This window comes from Flintibacter faecis (assembly GCF_014287875.1).
Taxonomy (GTDB): domain Bacteria; phylum Bacillota; class Clostridia; order Oscillospirales; family Oscillospiraceae; genus Lawsonibacter; species Lawsonibacter faecis_A.
The window spans coordinates 21,906-37,589 of record NZ_JACOPN010000007.1 but is presented as its reverse complement, the minus strand read 5'-3'; the positions used below and the strand labels follow the sequence as shown (position 1 = coordinate 37,589).

Here is a 15,684-nt window from a genome sequence, read left to right as displayed (position 1 = left end):
GGTATCGGCTCCTTTTCCTGCGGCACTGGCCGCACTTTTTTGTGTTCACCGGTATAGACGCAGGGGAAGGAAAAATGTTCCCGGTTGAGATAAAATTTTTCTTTACAGACGGAAAGAAAAAAGCCCTCGAAAGACAGGCGCGTCTTTTGAGGGCTGATCTGTATCTTTATCGCAGGGCCGCGTCGCAGAAGCCGCAGCAGTCCACGCCGCCGATCTTTTTGACCAGGGGGGGCAGATAGTGCTGGGTCTGGGTGATGCAGCGGGGGTTGGTGCAAACGGGCTTGGTGCCGATCTCCACGGGGGGGAGATCCCGGTCCTCCCACCGGGGCTGGGTGGCCAGGTGCTCCAACAGGGCCATGCGGGCGAACATGCCGAAGCGGGCCTGCTGGAAAAAGACGGCCCGGGGGTCGTCGTCCACGTCCACGGTGATCTCATCCACACGGGGCAGGGGGTGGAGGATGAGCATGTCGGGCTTGGCCCGGTCCAGCTTTCGACGGGTGAGGACATAGATGCCCTTGTTGCGCTCATACTCCACCGGGTCCACAAAGCGCTCCTTCTGGATGCGGGTCATATACAGTACGTCCAGCTGGGGCATCACGGCCTCCAGACCGGTGACCTCGGTAAAGCGCATGTTGTTCTCCCGCATGAAGGTGCGGACATAGTCGGGTACTGCCAGCTCCCGGGGGGAGATGAGGAAGAAGGTGATGTTCTGGAACTTGGCCAGGGCTTTGATGAGGGAGTGGACAGTGCGGCCGTTTTTCAGGTCGCCGCACAGGCCGATGGACAGGTCGTCTACTTTGCCCCGCAGGCGGGTGATGGTAGTCAGGTCGGCCATGGTCTGGGTGGGGTGCATGTGGCCGCCGTCGCCGGCATTGACCACGGGCACGTTGGAATAGAGGGAGGCGGCCTTGGCTGCGCCCTCCCAGGGGGTGCGCATCACGATGACATCGGCATAGTTGGAGACGATCTTGATGGTGTCCTTCAACGTCTCTCCCTTGGACACAGAGGAGGAATTGGGGTCGGCAAAGCCGAATACCGAGCCGCCCAGACGGAGCATGGCCGTTTGAAAGGAGAAGTTGGTGCGGGTGGAGGGCTCGTAAAACAGGTTGGCAGACACCTTGCCCCGACATACGTCAATGAATTTTTCCGGTGCATCTATGATCTCACTGGCCCGGTGGTACAGGCTGTCCCACTCCTGGCGGGGCAGATCACCAAAATCAATTAAATGCCGCATTGAACGCCACTCCCAACCTTATCTTTGTTTTCAGAAACCGGGGTTTCCATCGGGCTATCTTACCACAAAAGGCGATAGGTTGCAAGAACGAAAAGAAACGAATGAAACCCGGCCTGTTCGGCGACCCTAGAGGGGGAGAACGGAGGGGTTCATTCGTGGTTTGGTTTTGGAATTTTGTGTGGTACAGCTTTTGCGGTTTTCTGCTGGAGACGGCCTATGCCCGGCTCACCGGAGGCGGGGGGAGCCGGAAGTGCCTGCGGGTGCTGCCCCTGTGTCCGGTGTATGGGGCGGGGGCGCTGGCTATTCTGGCCCTGCCCAGCTGGGTGCAGGGGCGGCCCTGGGCCCTGTTTCTGCTGGGGGGCCTGACGGCCACGGGGGTGGAGTACGCCTGGGCGGCCCTGTGTCAGCGGGGGCTGGGGGTGCAGTTCTGGGACTATGCCGGTCTGCCCGGAAACATAAGGGGACGGGTGTGTCTGCCCTTCTCCCTGGCCTGGGGGGCGCTGGCCATGGGGCTTGTCTATGGGGTGGAGCCGGTGATGGGGCCGATCTTAGGGGGTATCCCCGCCATCGTCACGGGCTGGGCCGCCGCGGCGGTGGGGTCGGACCTGCTGTTATCCGCGGCGCTTTTACGGCACACAGGGGACCGGGCCTGTCTCGGCTGGCAGTTTAATACCGCCGGACCACCGCCACCACCCTGCCGATGATGTCGGCCAGGTCGCCGTCGATGGGGTCATAGTCCGGGTTTTCGGGCAGCAGCCAGGTGTGCCCGCCCCGGCGGGAGAGGGTCTTCACGGTGGCCTCGTCCTCGAACAGGGCCACCACGATCTCACCGTTATAGGCATCCTGCTGCCGGTGGACCACTACCAGGTCGCCGGGCAGGATGCCGGCACCCAGCATAGACTCCCCCCGCACCCGCAGGGCAAAGTGCTCCCCGGACATGCCCTGGGTGTCGAAGGTGAGGTAGTCCTCGATGCACTCCTCGGCCAGAATGGGGGCCCCGGCGGCCACGTTGCCCAGGATGGGGATCTGGTTCTCTCTGGGGTCGGTCTCCTCGGCCACTGCCCCCAGGGGCATGGCGGGGATGGAGATGGCCCGGGTCTTGCCCTCGGCCTTGACGATGACGCCGGCCTCCTCCAGCCCCTTCATGTGAAAGTGGACGGTGGAGGGGGACTTCAGCCCCACCGCCGCACCAATCTCCCGCACCGAGGGGGGATAGCCGTGCTGGGCGGTGAAGGAGAGGATATAGTCATAGATCTGCTGCTGCTTCGGGGTGAGCTTGACCATCAGGCAGCGCTCCTTTCCACAAGGGATCGTGATGTTAAACTCAGTGTATCATACATATGTACGGTTGTCAAACGGACGTTTGAGATGGACCACTGTGCAGGAAAAAGCGGCCAACGGCACGAAGCCGCTGACCGCTGCACGAATTTTTCTTACGCAACACGGTTCAACGCACAGACCATGTCAATGAATTCCTTCATGTCCTCGACATACTGATAGGGCGCATATTCAGAGTACAGGTCGGGACTGTCCAGAATGACGATCTGCACACCCTCGGCCCGGAGCGATTCCAGTGTACCGGGCAGGCATCTGGCCTCGCGGGCGGTTTTGCAGCGATAGGCAAGGCAGCCCTGCCGGTCAAAGACCTTTGCCACAACATAAATCGTTTTGTCCCCCACGATTCTGCACCTCCTGTTTTCTAACTTCAGAGCGGCGGAAGGTCCTGGGTATTGGGCTCGGGCATGGCCTGGCGGGCATCGTAGAAGGCGGCCCGGGCCACCTTGCGGTAGGGGGTGAGCCACAGCAGCAGGGGCAGGGAGAACAGGTCGCCCAGGAGGGAGGCGAACGTACCCTCTCCCACCTGGGAGAAGAGGGTGAACAGCTGTACCTGGGTATCGGAGAAGGAGCCCAGGGTGCCGGAGAAGTCGTTGAGCCAGACCACATAGCCGGGGATCAGCCTGGGCAGATCGGCGGCGGGCAGCTGGGTCAGCAGGGCGAAAAATCCGCTGCCCGCCAGAGCGGCACAGGAGGCCAGCAGGCGCAGCACTTCCAGCAGGATGAGCCAGCCGATAAAAGAGAAGTCCAGCTTGAACAGCTCCCACTTCCAGCCCCGCATCAGCTCCATGCTGCGGCGGATGGCCAGCCCTGCCCCGTCGTCCGGGCGGTCGGCCAGGAGATAGGGGGCCAGGGCATAGCGCAGGACGATGTTGTAGTACAGGGCGAACATCACCGGGATGGTGCAGCAGATGAGGGCCACCGGGGCGGAGAGCAGCAGGGGGGACAGGAGAAAATAGAACAGCACCAGGGCAATGACGGCGGGGAAGAGGCGGACGGTGATCTGCAGGGCCACACAGATGTTCAGCCAGATGACCCGCCCTGCTATGGAGAAGCCCTGGAACAGGGCGTTCACGCCGGGGTCCAGGTGCCGGGTGGTCCACAGGGACCACAGGTCCAGGCCAAAGCTCATCACACACAGATAGAGGGAGATGAGTACGGACAGAAAGATGGATGTGGTGGGGATGGCATCGCCCCCGGGGAGGGGGACCAGATAGAGCAGGTCGCTGACCCCGGTGGTCAGCAGAAGATAGGCCAGCAGCACCGCCCAGAAGGGGGGCTGGGCCGCGCCCATATCCGCCCGGGCCCGGCGCTTGAGTTCTTTGCGGTCGATTTCCATGGGTTCCTCCGATGTAATGTGTGATGACAGAGTGGGGGCCGCCCGTTTGGGCGGCCCCAGGGTGAAATTGAGTTTATGCGTCCCACTTCTCCATGACCTGACGGATCTGGTCGGCCAGTTTGGCCAGGTCCTTGTTGGGGCGGCCCCGGCTGCGGCTGATGAGCAGCTCCAGCTGCTTGGATACATCCTGCAGCCGCACATAGGCGGGGGAGGCGGCAGAGGCACCGGCGGGACGGGGCTTGCGCTCCAGCACCACGCCGGGGGCCAGCAGGCGGTTCTCCGTCAGGTCATAGACCTCCTCATACAGGGGGGCGTGGGCGGGGATGCCCAGCTCGTCGTTCAGGGTCTTGGCGAACAGCTCGGTGATGGGGCTGTCCCCATGGACCACAAAGACCTGCTGGGGCTTGGGGGAGAAGCGCTTCACCCAGGACAGCAGATGGCTCCGGTCGGCGTGGGAGGACAGGCCCTTGAAGTTGACGATGCGGGCCCGGACGGCGATCTCCTCGCCGAAGAGCTTGACGGTCTTGGCCCCCTCCAGCAGGCGGCGGCCCAGGGTGCCCTCCGCCTGATAGCCCACAAAGACCACGGCGCACTCCGGCCGCCACAGGTTGTGCTTTAGGTGGTGGCGGATGCGGCCCGCGTCGCACATGCCGGAGGCGGACAGGATGATCTTGGGAGTCTTGTCAGCGTTCAGGGCCTTGGACTCCTCGGTAGACTGGGTGAGGGTCAGGCCGGGGAAGGTGAACAGGTCGCTGCCGCTCTGCAGCACGGCGATGGCCTCCTCGTCCAGATAGCCGTGGAGGTTCCCGGCGTAGATACGGGTGGCTTCGGCGGCCAGGGGGCTGTCCACGCAGACGGTGAAGTTGGGCACCGACTTGACCATGTGCTTGTCCTTGATCTCCCGCAGGAAGTACAGCAGCTCCTGGGTGCGGCCCACGGCGAAGGAGGGGATGATGATGTTGCCCCCCTTGGAAAACACCTCGTCAATGAGCTGGGCCAGGGCACCGGTATAGCTCTCCGGCGGCTCGTGGTCCCGGTCGCCATAGGTGGACTCCATGATGACATAGTCCGCCTCCTGCAGATAGGAGGGGTCCCGGATGATGGGCTGGTCCACGTTGCCCAGGTCGCCGGAGAAAACCAGCTTTTTGGTCACGCCGTTTTCCGTACACCACAGCTCGATCTCCGCAGAGCCCAGCAGATGGCCCGCGTCGTTGAAGCGCACCTGGACTCCCTCGCACAGGTCCACCATCTCGCCATATTCGCAGGTGTCCACCTGCTGGAGGACAGCCTCGGCATCGTCCAGGGTGTAGAGAGGCTCCACCGGGGGCAGGCCGGCGCGCTCGCCCTTCTGGTTTTTCCACTGGGCATCCCCCTCCTGGATGTGGGCGGAGTCCCGCAGCATGATGGACATGAGCTGCCCGGTGAGGCGGGTGGTGAGAATGCGGCCGTTAAAGCCCTGCTTGGCCAGCAGGGGCAGCCGGCCGGTGTGGTCGATGTGGGCGTGGGTCACCAGCACATAGTCGATATAGCCGGGGGCAAAGTCCAGGGCGTTGTCGTCGTGCTCGTCCTGGCCCTGCTGCAGACCGCAGTCGATGAGGAGCTTCCGTCCGTTGACCTCCAGACAGTGACAGCTGCCGGTGACGGCGTGGGCCGCGCCGAAGAATGTAAGTTTCATAGTGGTCCCTCCCGTACATGGATTGAAGTATGCGGGGCTTCTGGGTCTTCTTCTTGGCCTTATTGTACACCCGTGCCGGGAGAAATTCCACAGGAAATTGTAAAATGTGCAAAAAGGGGGCGTTACAGCAATTCAAAGTGCCGCAGGGCGGAGAGCACGCCGTCCTCGTCCACTGTGCCGGTGGTATAGTCGGCCCGGGCCTTGACAAAGTCACTGGCCGAGCCCATGGCCACGCCGATCCCCGCGTGGCACAGCATGGTCAGGTCGTTCTCTCCGTCGCCAAAGGCCATGGCCTCTGCCGGGGTCAGGCCGAAGTGGGCGAGCATGGCATCCATGCCCTTGTCCTTGCCTCCAGTGGCGGGGATGACATCCAGGAAGGTTGGGTGCCACCGGGTGGTCTTCAGGTGGGGAGCCCGGTCCAGCAGCAGGTGTTCGTTCTCCTTCGACAGGAAGGTGATGGCCTGGTACAGCTCGCCGTCCAAGGCGCGGCGGGGGTCCTGAACGGGGGGCAGGGGGAGGTACAGGTCCTTCATAAATTCATGGGTCTGCTCGTTGGCATAGTTGATGTAGATGTCATGACCCTCCAGAAAGATGCAGGAGAAGGCGTTGCTGGCCGCAGCGGACACCAGCTCCTCCACCGCCTGGCGGTCCATGGGGTTGCGGTGGATGACCTGGTCGCCGCAATAGCAGAACTGGCCGCTCATGGTCACCCAGCCGTCGAAGGGGAACAGGTCCCGGAGATACTGCAGCATCCGGGGGTGCCGCCCGGTGGAGATGAACAGCTTGATGCCCCGGCGGTGAAGCTGTTCCAGCGCGTCCGCCATGGCGGCGGTGGTCCTGTGGGTGCGGAAGCTGACCAGGGTGCCGTCCACGTCGAAGAACATGGCTTTTATCATAAGAGTATCGTCCTTTCGGGGAAAATTTCACGCTATGGACCATTGTACACGAGGGCGGGGCAGATTTCCATATGCGTTTTCCACGATTCTGTGCGCTTGTGGGGAAAAAGGCATAACCCCTGCCGGGGCGGCCATAAAATGGGGACAACGGAAAGGGGGAGAGGGACATGGCCTTTGACCAGGAGCGGATGGGACCGGAGTTGTCCCATCGGGTGGTGCTGGAGGACCGGAGCCGGCTGACGGTGTCCGGCGTGGAGGAGGTGGAGCGCTTTGACGAAAACACGGTGGTGCTGTCCACCGCCCAGGGCGGACTGGAGATCCAGGGGGAGGGGCTGCACATTGAAAAGCTGTCTCTGGACGGGGGCGACCTGCAGGTGGAGGGGACGGTGACGGCCCTGCTCTATGACGGGGAGCGGGAGAGCCGGGGCGGCCTGTTCAGCCGTCTGTTGGGCGGATGACGGTGGATGTGATGCAGCAGGCCAGGGCCATGTGTCAGGGGCTGCTGCTGGGGGGCGGCCTGGGCGTGCTGTATGACCTGCTGCGGGTGGTGCGGGTGCGGGGGAAACTGCGCTGGCTGAGGGGTGCGGCGGACCTCTTGTTCTGGCTGGCGGCGGTGTGGGCCCTGTTCCGCTGGTCCCTGGCGGCCTGGGGCGGCCAGGTACGGCTCTATGGGGCGGCTCTGTGCCTGATGGGGGGCGGGCTCTATTTCCGTCTGCTCAGCCCCGGGGTGCTTTGGCTGGGCTATCGCCTGGCCGATCTGATCGGGGCGATTTTGGGGATTTTCGCCTGGCCGGGGAAGCAATGCTGGCAGATTTTCAAAAAAATCGGAAAACTTAGAAAAAATCTCTTTCTTTCCTGGGGCAAATGGTATAGAATAGAGCGGAAAACGAAGGAGGCAGAGCAGACGGCTTGCCGCCGCGCCGCCCGGGAGAGAGGAGTGCTGTTAGATGCGGTTCAAACGCGCCGGTTTTTTGACCAAGATCGTGGTTTTGGCCCTGCTGATCTATATGGCCACCACTCTGCTGGAGCTTCGGGGGCAGATCCAGACCACACAGGTGCAGCGGGACGCGCTGGCCCAGCAGGTGGCCGGTCAGCAGGCAAAAAACCAGGAACTGACCGACGCCATCCAGCACAAGGATGACCCTGAGACGCTGGAGCGGGTGGCCCGGGAAAAGGGCTATGTGAAGCAAAACGAGGTGCTCTTCTTCGACGTGGCCAACTAAGAGAGAGCTTTTCGCCCGGGGAAAACCGCCGTCGGAGCGGAAGGGAAAAACACAAGGAGGATATTTCGGTCGCTTATGGAGTTTGGTGTTGGGTCCATTTTGGACGGAAAGGTAACTGGGATCACGAAATTCGGGGCCTTTGTGGCTCTGCCGGAGGGGAAGTCCGGTCTGGTCCATATCTCGGAGATCGCGTATTCCTATGTCAACCAGGTTTCGGATCACCTGAAGGAGGGACAGGAGGTCAAGGTCAAGGTCATCGGCATTGACCAGGCAGGGCGGATCAACCTGTCCATCAAGCAGGTAGCGCCGCCGCCCCGCCCCGCCCGCCCCGCGGGTGGAGGACAGCAGCGGTTCGGCGGAGGCGGACGGCCCCCCCGCCAGGGCGGCGGTTCCCGCCCCATGGGCTTTGTCCGCCAGGCCCCTAAGGAGCCCACCGACTTTGAGGACCGGCTGAAGCAGTTCATGCAGGCTTCTGACAGCAAGCTGTCTGAGCTGCGGTATATCGAGAAAAAGGGCGGAAACCGCCGCAGCGGCGGCGGAGGCCGCCGCTGAGAAGCGCAAAATAAAAGGGCCGCCGCACTTTAATTTGGTGCGGCGGCCCTTTTGCCGCAATATGCGGGTGCAGCGGACATCGACGGGCCGACGCGGAGGTCGGCCCCTACGGCGTGTCACGTAGGTCGTCTGTAGGGGCGGACCTCTGTGTCCGCCCGCCATGCAGCCACATGATTTACAACAATACACGAAGGAGAATCATCATGCTTATCATCAACGGTATCGTCCACACCATGGACGGACAGACCATTCCCCGGGGCTTTGTTGCCGTGTCCGGGGGGAAGATCGCCCGGGTGGGGGCCATGGAGGACTGCCCCGCAGAGTGGGAGGGGGAGACGGTGGACGCCGGGGGGGACCATGTGCTGCCCGGCTTGATCGACGCCCACAGCCACCTGGGGATGTTCGGGGACGCAGTGGGCTTTGAGGGGGACGACGGCAACGAGGCCACCGACCCCTGCACCCCTCACCTGCGGGCCATCGACGCCATCTATCCCCAGGACCGCTGCTTTCAGGAGGCACGGGAGGGGGGCGTGACCACGGTGCTCACCGGCCCCGGCTCGGCCAACCCGGTGAGCGGCCAGTTCGCCGCCATCAAGACCGCCGGACGGTGGGTGGACGAGATGATCGTCAAGGCCCCGGCGGCCATGAAGATGGCCCTGGGAGAGAACCCCAAGTGCGTGTATAACGAGCGGCACGAGACCCCCGTCACCCGCATGGCCACGGCGGCCATCATTCGGGAGAACCTGTCCAAGGCCCTGGAGTACGGCGAGAAGCTGGACCGGGCGGAGGAGGACGAGGACGAGGAGCGCCCCGAGTTTGACCTCAAGCTGGAGGCGCTGCTGCCCGTGGTGCGGGGGGAACTGCCCGTCCACATCCACGCCCACCGGGCCGACGACATCGCCACCGGGGTGCGCATCGCCAAAGAGTTCCGCTTAAAGTGCGTCATCGTCCACGGCACCGAGGGCCATCTGCTGCCTGAATTGCTGGCGGCGGAGGGCATCCCCGTCATCACCGGCCCCAGCCTGGGGGACCGGTCCAAGCCCGAGCTGCGGAACATGACCATTGAGAATCCGGCCAAACTGGCCGGGGCGGGGGTGGACATCGCCATCTGCACCGACCACCCGGAGACCCCCGTGCAGTATCTGCCCATGTGCGCCGCCATGGCGGTGAAGGGCGGGCTGGGCCGGGAGCAGGCGCTGTCCGCCATTACCATCGGGGCCGCCCGCATTGCAGGCATCGCCGACCGGGTGGGCTCCCTTACGCCGGGGAAGGATGCGGACATCGTCATCACCCACGGCGACCCCCTGGATATGCTGTGCCGGGTGCGCATGGTGTGGATCGATGGACGGCTGATAAAGGGCTGAGGGGACCTGACGGGTCCTTGTGGAAATTTTCTAAAAAAATAGTGGCACATCCGGTTGCTTTGTGGTATAATACCAGACAAGGAAGGAGAGATCCTCCCTTTGGGAAACCAGCCCTTCGGGGTGAAAGGAGCGAAAGATATGAAGTTCGTGTTTACAGACAAAAAGGTCACTCTGCCCGATTCCATCCACGCCTATGCGGAGAAAAAGGTGGGAAAGCTGGATCGCTTCTTCAAGGAGGATGCCACCGCCACCATCACCTTCAGCGTGGAGAAGGAGCGGCTGAACCAGGTGGAGATCACCATCCGCTCCAGCGGGACCATCTTCCGCGTGTCTGAAAGCACCTCTGATATGCACGCCTCCATTGACGCGGCTGTGACCACGCTGGAGCGTCAGATCCGCAAGAACAAGACCCGCCTGGAGAAGCGGCTGCGCCAGGGCGCCTTTGAGCGGGCGCTGGACGTGGAGGACTTTCCCACCTTCGCCCCCGACGAGCCCGAGGAGGGCGAGTATCGCATCGTCCGCAGCAAGACCTTCCCCATCAAGCCCATGACCCGGGACGAGGCCATTCTGCAGATGAACCTGCTGGGCCACAGCTTCTTCGCCTTCCGGGACGAGGATGCCAACGGTGCCTTTGCCCTGGTCTATCGCCGGTATGACGGGGACTACGGCCTCATCGAGGACGAGCTGTAAGCCATAAAAATTTTTCGGGGGACCGTCAGTTGACGGTCCCCCGTTTTTTGCGCTTTTTCAGATATCAGACATAGCCGTACATGCCCCGCACCGAGACCTCTCCGGCGGACAGGGCCTTGCGGGTGCCGTCCTCCAGCTCCACCACCAGGCGGAACTGGTCGTCGATCTCCAGGGCATAGGCCTCCTGCCGGGAGACGGGGGTGACCAGCTGTACCCGGTTGCCCTGGGTGAGACAGTCGGCCCGGTACTGGTCCAGATACCTCTGCTTGTCCTGGGGGAAGCTGCGGTACATCCGGTCCAGGGCCCGGATGATGGCCGCCGCCAGCTCCACCCGGCGGACGGGGTGTCCCAGCTCCATGGCCAGGGACCCGGCCATGTCCCGAATGTCCGGGGAGAAGTCCTCCGGGGTGTGGTTCACATTCACTCCGATGCCTGTGACCAGATATTGCAGGCTGTTGGTCTCGCTCTCCAGGCCCAGCTCGGTGAGGATGCCCACCAGCTTGCGCCCGTTGAGCACAATGTCGTTGGTCCACTTGATCCGGGGGCGGATGCCGCAGGCAGCTTCGATGCCGTCGCACACGGCCACCGCCACCCAGGCGGTGAAGTCGGTGACGGCGGCGGGCTCCGCATGGGGGCGCAGCAGGGCGGACAGATAGAGTCCGCAGCCCCGGGGGGACTGAAAGCTCCGGCCCAGGCGGCCACGGCCGCCGGTCTGCTCCTCTGCCAGCACCACCAGCCCCTCCGGGGCCCCCACCATGGCCCGGCGCTTGCACTCGGTGTTGGTGGAGTCGATGACATCCAGGCAGGCCAGCTGACTGCCCACCAGACAGCCCGCCAGGGGTCCGGCCAGCTCCCCCTCCCGCACCCGGTCAGGGGCGGATTGGAGACAATAGCCCCGGTTGGGGGCGGAGGAGATCACATACCCCTCCTGCCGCAGGGCCTCGATGGCCTTCCACACTGCGGCGCGGCTGACCCCCAGCTGGCGGCTCATGGCCTCGCCGGACAGGGACTGGTTGGGGTGCTCCCGCAGCAGGGACAGAACTTTTTCCCGACTCATAGGATATCCTCCGTTTCAACAAAACATTTTTCTCTATTATAAAAGTTAAGCCCACAATCGTCAACCGCTTTTCCGATGGGCGATACAAAGGGAAAGGAGCGCCCCGGAGCCGGTTGAAACATCGGTTCCGGGGCGTGGGTTTACCCTCTCAGTCACGGCTGCGCCGTGCCAGGATCCCTATCCCTTTTGTCCCTTCGGGACATTTCCCCTTGATAAGGGGAATCGGCCCCCACGGGGGGAGCCAAGGGGCGGGGGATTCCGGGCGGATGGGGACATCCGCCCCTACGGAATGTGACGAATCTTGTCCGTAGGGGCCGCTGTCCCCAGCGGCCCGCCGGGGGAGCCACGGGCGTATTCCCGATAACGGTTCTTACTTGCCGCCCCCGTTGGGGGAGGTGCCCCCGCAGGGGGCGGAGAGGGTTGACAAACGTTACGCCTGGTATCCCGCCAGTTCCGGGTCGTCGGGCTGGGTAAAGACGTGGTCGAAGGTCTGGGCATCCATGGTCTCGTGGTCCAGAAGATAGCGGGCGGTGATGTCCAGTTCATGGCGGTGCTGGGTGAGGATGTCCCGGCAGCGGGCGTGGGCCTGCTCTATGATATGTTTGACCTCCTGGTCGATCTGGGCGGCCACCTCCTCGGAATAGGTGCGGGCCTGGGCCATGGAGCGGCCCAGGAAGATCTCGTCGCTCTCGCTGCCATAGGCGATGGCCCCCAGCTTTTCGCTCATGCCGTATTTGGTGACCATGGCCCGGGCGAGCTCCGAGGCCTTTTGAATGTCGCTGGAGGCCCCGGTGGACACGTCCCGGAGGACCAGCTCCTCGGCCACCCGGCCGCCCAGACAGACGGCAATGCGCTCCTCCAGCTCCTTTTTGGACAGGTAGGCCTTGTCCTCGGTGGGCAGGGAGATGGTCATGCCGCCGGCGGGGCCCCGGGGGATGATGGTGATCTGATGCACCGGGTCCTGGGTGGGCAGCTGGTGGATGACCACGGCGTGGCCCGCCTCGTGATAGGCGGTGAGACGGCGGGCGTGATCGGTGACCACCCGGCTCTTCTTCTCCGGTCCGGCGATGACCTTCAGCATGGCCTCGTGGAGGTGGGCGGCGGTGATGAACTGGCTGTGCTGCCGGGCGGCCAGCAGGGCGGCCTCGTTGAGCAGGTTGGCCAGGTCCGCCCCGGTGAAGCCCGCGGTGGCCTGGGCCACCTGGGTGAGGGACACGTCCTCGGCCAGGGGCTTACGTTTGGCGTGGACCTTCAGAATGGCCTCCCGGCCCCGGATGTCGGGCAGCCCCACATAGATCTGCCGGTCGAAGCGGCCCGGGCGCAGCAGGGCGGGGTCCAGAATGTCCTGACGGTTGGTGGCGGCCAGGACGATGCCCCCCTCGTTGGAGCCGAAGCCGTCCATCTCCACCAGCAGCTGGTTCAGGGTCTGCTCCCGCTCGTCATGTCCGCCGCCCAGACCGGCACCCCGGCGGCGGCCCACGGCGTCGATCTCGTCGATAAAGACGATGGCGGGGGCCTCTTTCTTGGCCTGTTCAAACAGGTCCCGCACCCGGGACGCACCCACGCCCACATACAGCTCCACAAAGTCAGAGCCGGAGATGGACAGAAAGTGGACCCCGGCCTCCCCGGCCACCGCCTTGGCGATGAGGGTCTTGCCCGTGCCGGGAGGGCCCACCAGCAGCACGCCCTTGGGGATGCGAGCGCCTAAGGCGGTGAAGCGCTCCGGGTCCCGGAGAAACTCCACGATCTCCTGCAGCTCCCCCTTCTCCTCCTCCGCCCCGGCCACATCGTCGAAGGTGACGGGCTTGCTCTGGTCGGACAGGGTGCGGGTGCGGGCGTGGCCGAAGTGGTTGGCACCGGGAGGGCCTCCGCTGGCCGCTGCCCGCTGGCGGAAGATGACAAACAGGAACACGCCGGCAGCCGCCACCATGAGCACAGGGCCTACCAGGGAGTACCACCAGGCGTTTTCAATGCCCGGGGGATAGTCATAGCCCTTTAGGATGCCGTCGGAGAGCTGCTGGTCGATAAGCTGGTGCATATCGTCATAGAAGAAGTCGGTGCGGGCCAGCTCGTAGGTGAAGGTGGAGGTCTTGTCCGAGCCGTTCTCATCCCGAAGGGTGAGGGTGAGCACGTTGTCCTTCAGGGTGAAATACTCCACCCGCTCCTGGGCGAAATAGGTGCGGATCTGGCTGTAGTCCGGGCCGTCCTCCCAGTCCGCCCGCTGGAGGAAGGAGACGGCGTAAAAGACCACGGCGAAGAGAAGTGCGTACAGTGCGATGTCACGGGGGGTGATACGTCTCATGGATGAACGATCCTTTCCTGCGTGAAGATGGGACAGGCTCAGCCGCCGTAGACCCGGGGCTTGAGGATGCCGATGTAGGGCAGATTGCGGTATTTCTCGGCGTAGTCCAGACCATAGCCCACCACAAAGGCATCGGGGATGGTGAAGCCGGAGTAGTGGACCTGAACGGGCTTTACCCGGCGTTCAGGCTTGTCCAGCAGGGTGCACAGGCGGATGGAGGCGGGGTGGCGGTTCTCCAGAATTTTCAGCAGATAGCTCAGGGTGTTGCCGCTGTCCAGAATGTCCTCCACCACGATGATGTGCCGGTCGGTGATATCCTCGGACAGGTCCTTGGTGATCTGCACCTGACCGCTGGACTTGGTGCCCTTGCCATAGGAGGAGACGGCCATAAAGTCCAGCGTACAGGGCAGGTCGATGGCCCGGCACAGGTCGGCCATGAACACGAAGGAGCCCCGCAGGACGCTGATGAGCATGATCTCCTTGCCCTGATAGTCGGCGGTGATCTGCCGGGCGATCTCCTGAACACGGTTTTTTAGCTGCTCCTCGCTGAACAGCACCTCTTGAATATCGTTGTCAAAAATGGACATAACAGTTGCTTCCTTTCAGACGTTTTCGTGATCTTCTGCCCCGTGGGGCTTGTGAATAAATCGGATGTGCCAGGCCGCCTGGCCGGGCTTTGGGATATGCTCCGCCGCAGCCCCCAGTCCCGCCACGGCGGCGATGCCGGAGGGGGCGGCCAGCACGGGCAGCAGGTCCCGGCGGGAGCGGGGGATCTTTTCGTCGATGAGCCACTTTTTCACCGTTTTCTCCGGCCTGCCGGGCAGACGCAGCCGATCCCCGGTCTGCCGGGGGCGGAGGGTGAGGGGGGCTTCGCTCTGGGCCAGCCAGAGGTCGAAGGGGGTCTGCATCTCCCCCCGGTAAAGGGCACCGGTCACCTCCACCGTCCAGGGTCCTGCCCGGATCGTGCCGGGCAGGGGCAGGGGACAGATGGGCAGCGTTTCCCGGGCGGCTGGGGCGAGGACCAGGTCATCGTACTCCCGCCGGGCGATAAGCCCGTGGGGCAGGGAGATCTGTGCCGAGGGCCCAACCGTGCGGCACAGGGCCAGGACGGATTCCAGATGGACGGCGGAGCCCGTCCAGTCCCCGCCGCACAGAACGTCCAGCAGCTGGCGCAGGGCCCGGACGGCCAGTGGGCCGGGGGCCTGGGCCAAAGCGGCGGCGGGGATGGCCAGACCGCCGTCCCGACGGACGGCCCGGCCGGAGACGGCCCGGGCCTGGTCGGACAGATAGTCCTCGTCCGCCCGCAGCCGGGCGGCCACCTGGGACATCCGGGGGGAGAAGCCGGGGAACAGGCCGTCCAGCACGGGGACCACCTGATGGCGGATGCGGTTGCGGGCATAGGTGTCGTCGAAATTGGTGCGGTCCTCCCGGTGGGGGAGGGCGTAGTAGCGGAGATAGTCCTCGATCTCGTGCCGGGTGGTGGTGAGCAGGGGGCGGATCAGGCCGTCCCGGCGGGGGGCGATGCCGGTGAGGCCCCGGAGCCCGGAGCCCCGGGAGAGGTGGAAGAGGATGGTCTCGGCGTTGTCGTCGGCGGTGTGGGCGGTGGCGATGAAATTGGCACCCGCCTGTTGGGCGGCCCGGCGGAGAAAGGCATAGCGCAGGATGCGGGCGGTCTCTTCGATGCCCGCCCCGGTGCGGGCGGCCTCTTTCCCCACATCGCCCTTTTCTTGGTACAATTTTACCGGGGGAAGCACCCGCCCGTCGGGCAGACGCTGCTCCCCGCAGCACAGAGAGACGAATTGTTCCACAAATCTGGCATCCTGTGTGGAATCCTCTCCCCGCAGACCGTGGTCATAGTGGGCGGCGGAGAGAGAAAAGTTCAAGCTGGGCCGCAGGTGATACAGGGCGTGGAGCAGACAGACGGAGTCGGCTCCCCCGGATACGGCGCACAGGACATGGCTGCCCGGGGGCAGCAGGGCGGCGGAGGAGATGAGTTGTCGCATTTGCTCCAGCATAG

General features: G+C 63.9%; 16 protein-coding genes and 1 pseudogene. 7 read left to right on the top strand and 10 right to left on the bottom strand.

Features of this window, described 5'->3' with window-relative positions:
• Positions 1-166: 166 nt before the first annotated feature.
• Positions 167-1,234: an aspartate carbamoyltransferase gene (gene pyrB, locus H8S55_RS10325; RefSeq protein ID WP_186878903.1), complete on the bottom strand. Its 1,068-nt coding sequence runs from the start codon at positions 1,232-1,234 to the stop codon at positions 167-169.
• A gap of 155 nt (positions 1,235-1,389) precedes the next feature.
• Between pyrB and H8S55_RS10320 the strand changes: the two genes are divergently transcribed.
• A complete protein-coding gene (locus tag H8S55_RS10320; RefSeq protein ID WP_366467825.1) occupies positions 1,390-1,938 on the top strand; it encodes a putative ABC transporter permease in 549 nt (182 codons plus the stop codon).
• Here the strand turns inward: H8S55_RS10320 and lexA are convergent.
• From lexA to H8S55_RS10295, 5 genes are all read right to left on the bottom strand, one after another.
• Positions 1,901-2,518 carry a transcriptional repressor LexA gene (lexA, locus tag H8S55_RS10315; RefSeq protein WP_186878901.1) on the bottom strand — a complete coding sequence of 206 codons (618 nt, stop codon included), beginning with the start codon at positions 2,516-2,518 and terminating at the stop codon, positions 1,901-1,903. The two genes, H8S55_RS10320 and lexA, sit on opposite strands and share 38 nt — an antisense overlap.
• Positions 2,519-2,667: 149 nt before the next feature.
• Entirely contained in the window at positions 2,668-2,913 is a 246-nt protein-coding gene (locus tag H8S55_RS10310) for a DUF6718 family protein (RefSeq protein WP_186878900.1), read from the bottom strand.
• A gap of 26 nt (positions 2,914-2,939) precedes the next feature.
• Positions 2,940-3,908, bottom strand: coding sequence for a DUF975 family protein (locus tag H8S55_RS10305; protein ID WP_186878899.1), 969 nt, complete (start codon positions 3,906-3,908; stop codon positions 2,940-2,942).
• 73 nt (positions 3,909-3,981) lie between these two features.
• Positions 3,982-5,583: an MBL fold metallo-hydrolase RNA specificity domain-containing protein gene (locus H8S55_RS10300; protein ID WP_186878898.1), complete on the bottom strand. Its 1,602-nt coding sequence runs from the start codon at positions 5,581-5,583 to the stop codon at positions 3,982-3,984.
• A gap of 122 nt (positions 5,584-5,705) precedes the next feature.
• Positions 5,706-6,479, bottom strand: a complete 774-nt coding sequence (locus H8S55_RS10295; protein ID WP_147562570.1) for a Cof-type HAD-IIB family hydrolase — start codon at positions 6,477-6,479, stop codon at positions 5,706-5,708.
• 167 nt (positions 6,480-6,646) lie between these two features.
• On the opposite strand from H8S55_RS10295, the gene H8S55_RS10290 reads away from it, so the two are divergent.
• The 6 genes and pseudogenes from H8S55_RS10290 (at position 6,647) to hpf (ending at position 10,308) form a co-directional block, all read left to right on the top strand.
• On the top strand, positions 6,647-6,937 hold the full coding sequence (locus H8S55_RS10290) for a YabP/YqfC family sporulation protein (RefSeq protein ID WP_186878897.1): 291 nt from the start codon (positions 6,647-6,649) through the stop codon (positions 6,935-6,937).
• Positions 6,934-7,191: pseudogene (gene yabQ / locus H8S55_RS14535) on the top strand (spore cortex biosynthesis protein YabQ); the annotation flags it as partial. The gene H8S55_RS10290 and the pseudogene yabQ, both read left to right, overlap by 4 nt.
• Positions 7,192-7,426: 235 nt before the next feature.
• Positions 7,427-7,702, top strand: a complete 276-nt coding sequence (locus H8S55_RS14200; protein ID WP_147562567.1) for an FtsB family cell division protein — start codon at positions 7,427-7,429, stop codon at positions 7,700-7,702.
• Between the two features lie 75 nt (positions 7,703-7,777).
• Positions 7,778-8,254, top strand: a complete 477-nt coding sequence (locus H8S55_RS10280) for a S1 RNA-binding domain-containing protein (RefSeq protein WP_186878895.1) — start codon at positions 7,778-7,780, stop codon at positions 8,252-8,254.
• Between the two features lie 203 nt (positions 8,255-8,457).
• A complete protein-coding gene (locus H8S55_RS10275; RefSeq protein WP_186878894.1) occupies positions 8,458-9,618 on the top strand; it encodes an amidohydrolase in 1,161 nt (386 codons plus the stop codon).
• Between the two features lie 138 nt (positions 9,619-9,756).
• The gene (gene hpf / locus H8S55_RS10270) at positions 9,757-10,308 is read left to right on the top strand and encodes a ribosome hibernation-promoting factor, HPF/YfiA family (protein WP_147562564.1); all 552 of its coding nucleotides are present in this window, start codon (positions 9,757-9,759) and stop codon (positions 10,306-10,308) included.
• Positions 10,309-10,372: 64 nt separating this feature from the next.
• On the opposite strand, the gene H8S55_RS10265 is transcribed toward hpf, so the two are convergent.
• From H8S55_RS10265 to tilS, 4 genes are all read right to left on the bottom strand, one after another.
• Entirely contained in the window at positions 10,373-11,365 is a 993-nt protein-coding gene (locus tag H8S55_RS10265; protein ID WP_186878893.1) for a biotin--[acetyl-CoA-carboxylase] ligase, read from the bottom strand.
• Between the two features lie 430 nt (positions 11,366-11,795).
• Complete coding sequence (gene ftsH, locus H8S55_RS10260) at positions 11,796-13,667, bottom strand: ATP-dependent zinc metalloprotease FtsH (RefSeq protein WP_186878892.1); 1,872 nt, start codon at positions 13,665-13,667, stop codon at positions 11,796-11,798.
• Positions 13,668-13,705: 38 nt separating this feature from the next.
• Positions 13,706-14,254, bottom strand: coding sequence for a hypoxanthine phosphoribosyltransferase (hpt, locus tag H8S55_RS10255; RefSeq protein WP_186878891.1), 549 nt, complete (start codon positions 14,252-14,254; stop codon positions 13,706-13,708).
• 15 nt (positions 14,255-14,269) lie between these two features.
• Complete coding sequence (gene tilS, locus H8S55_RS10250) at positions 14,270-15,682, bottom strand: tRNA lysidine(34) synthetase TilS (RefSeq protein ID WP_186878890.1); 1,413 nt, start codon at positions 15,680-15,682, stop codon at positions 14,270-14,272.
• Positions 15,683-15,684 lie beyond the last annotated feature (2 nt).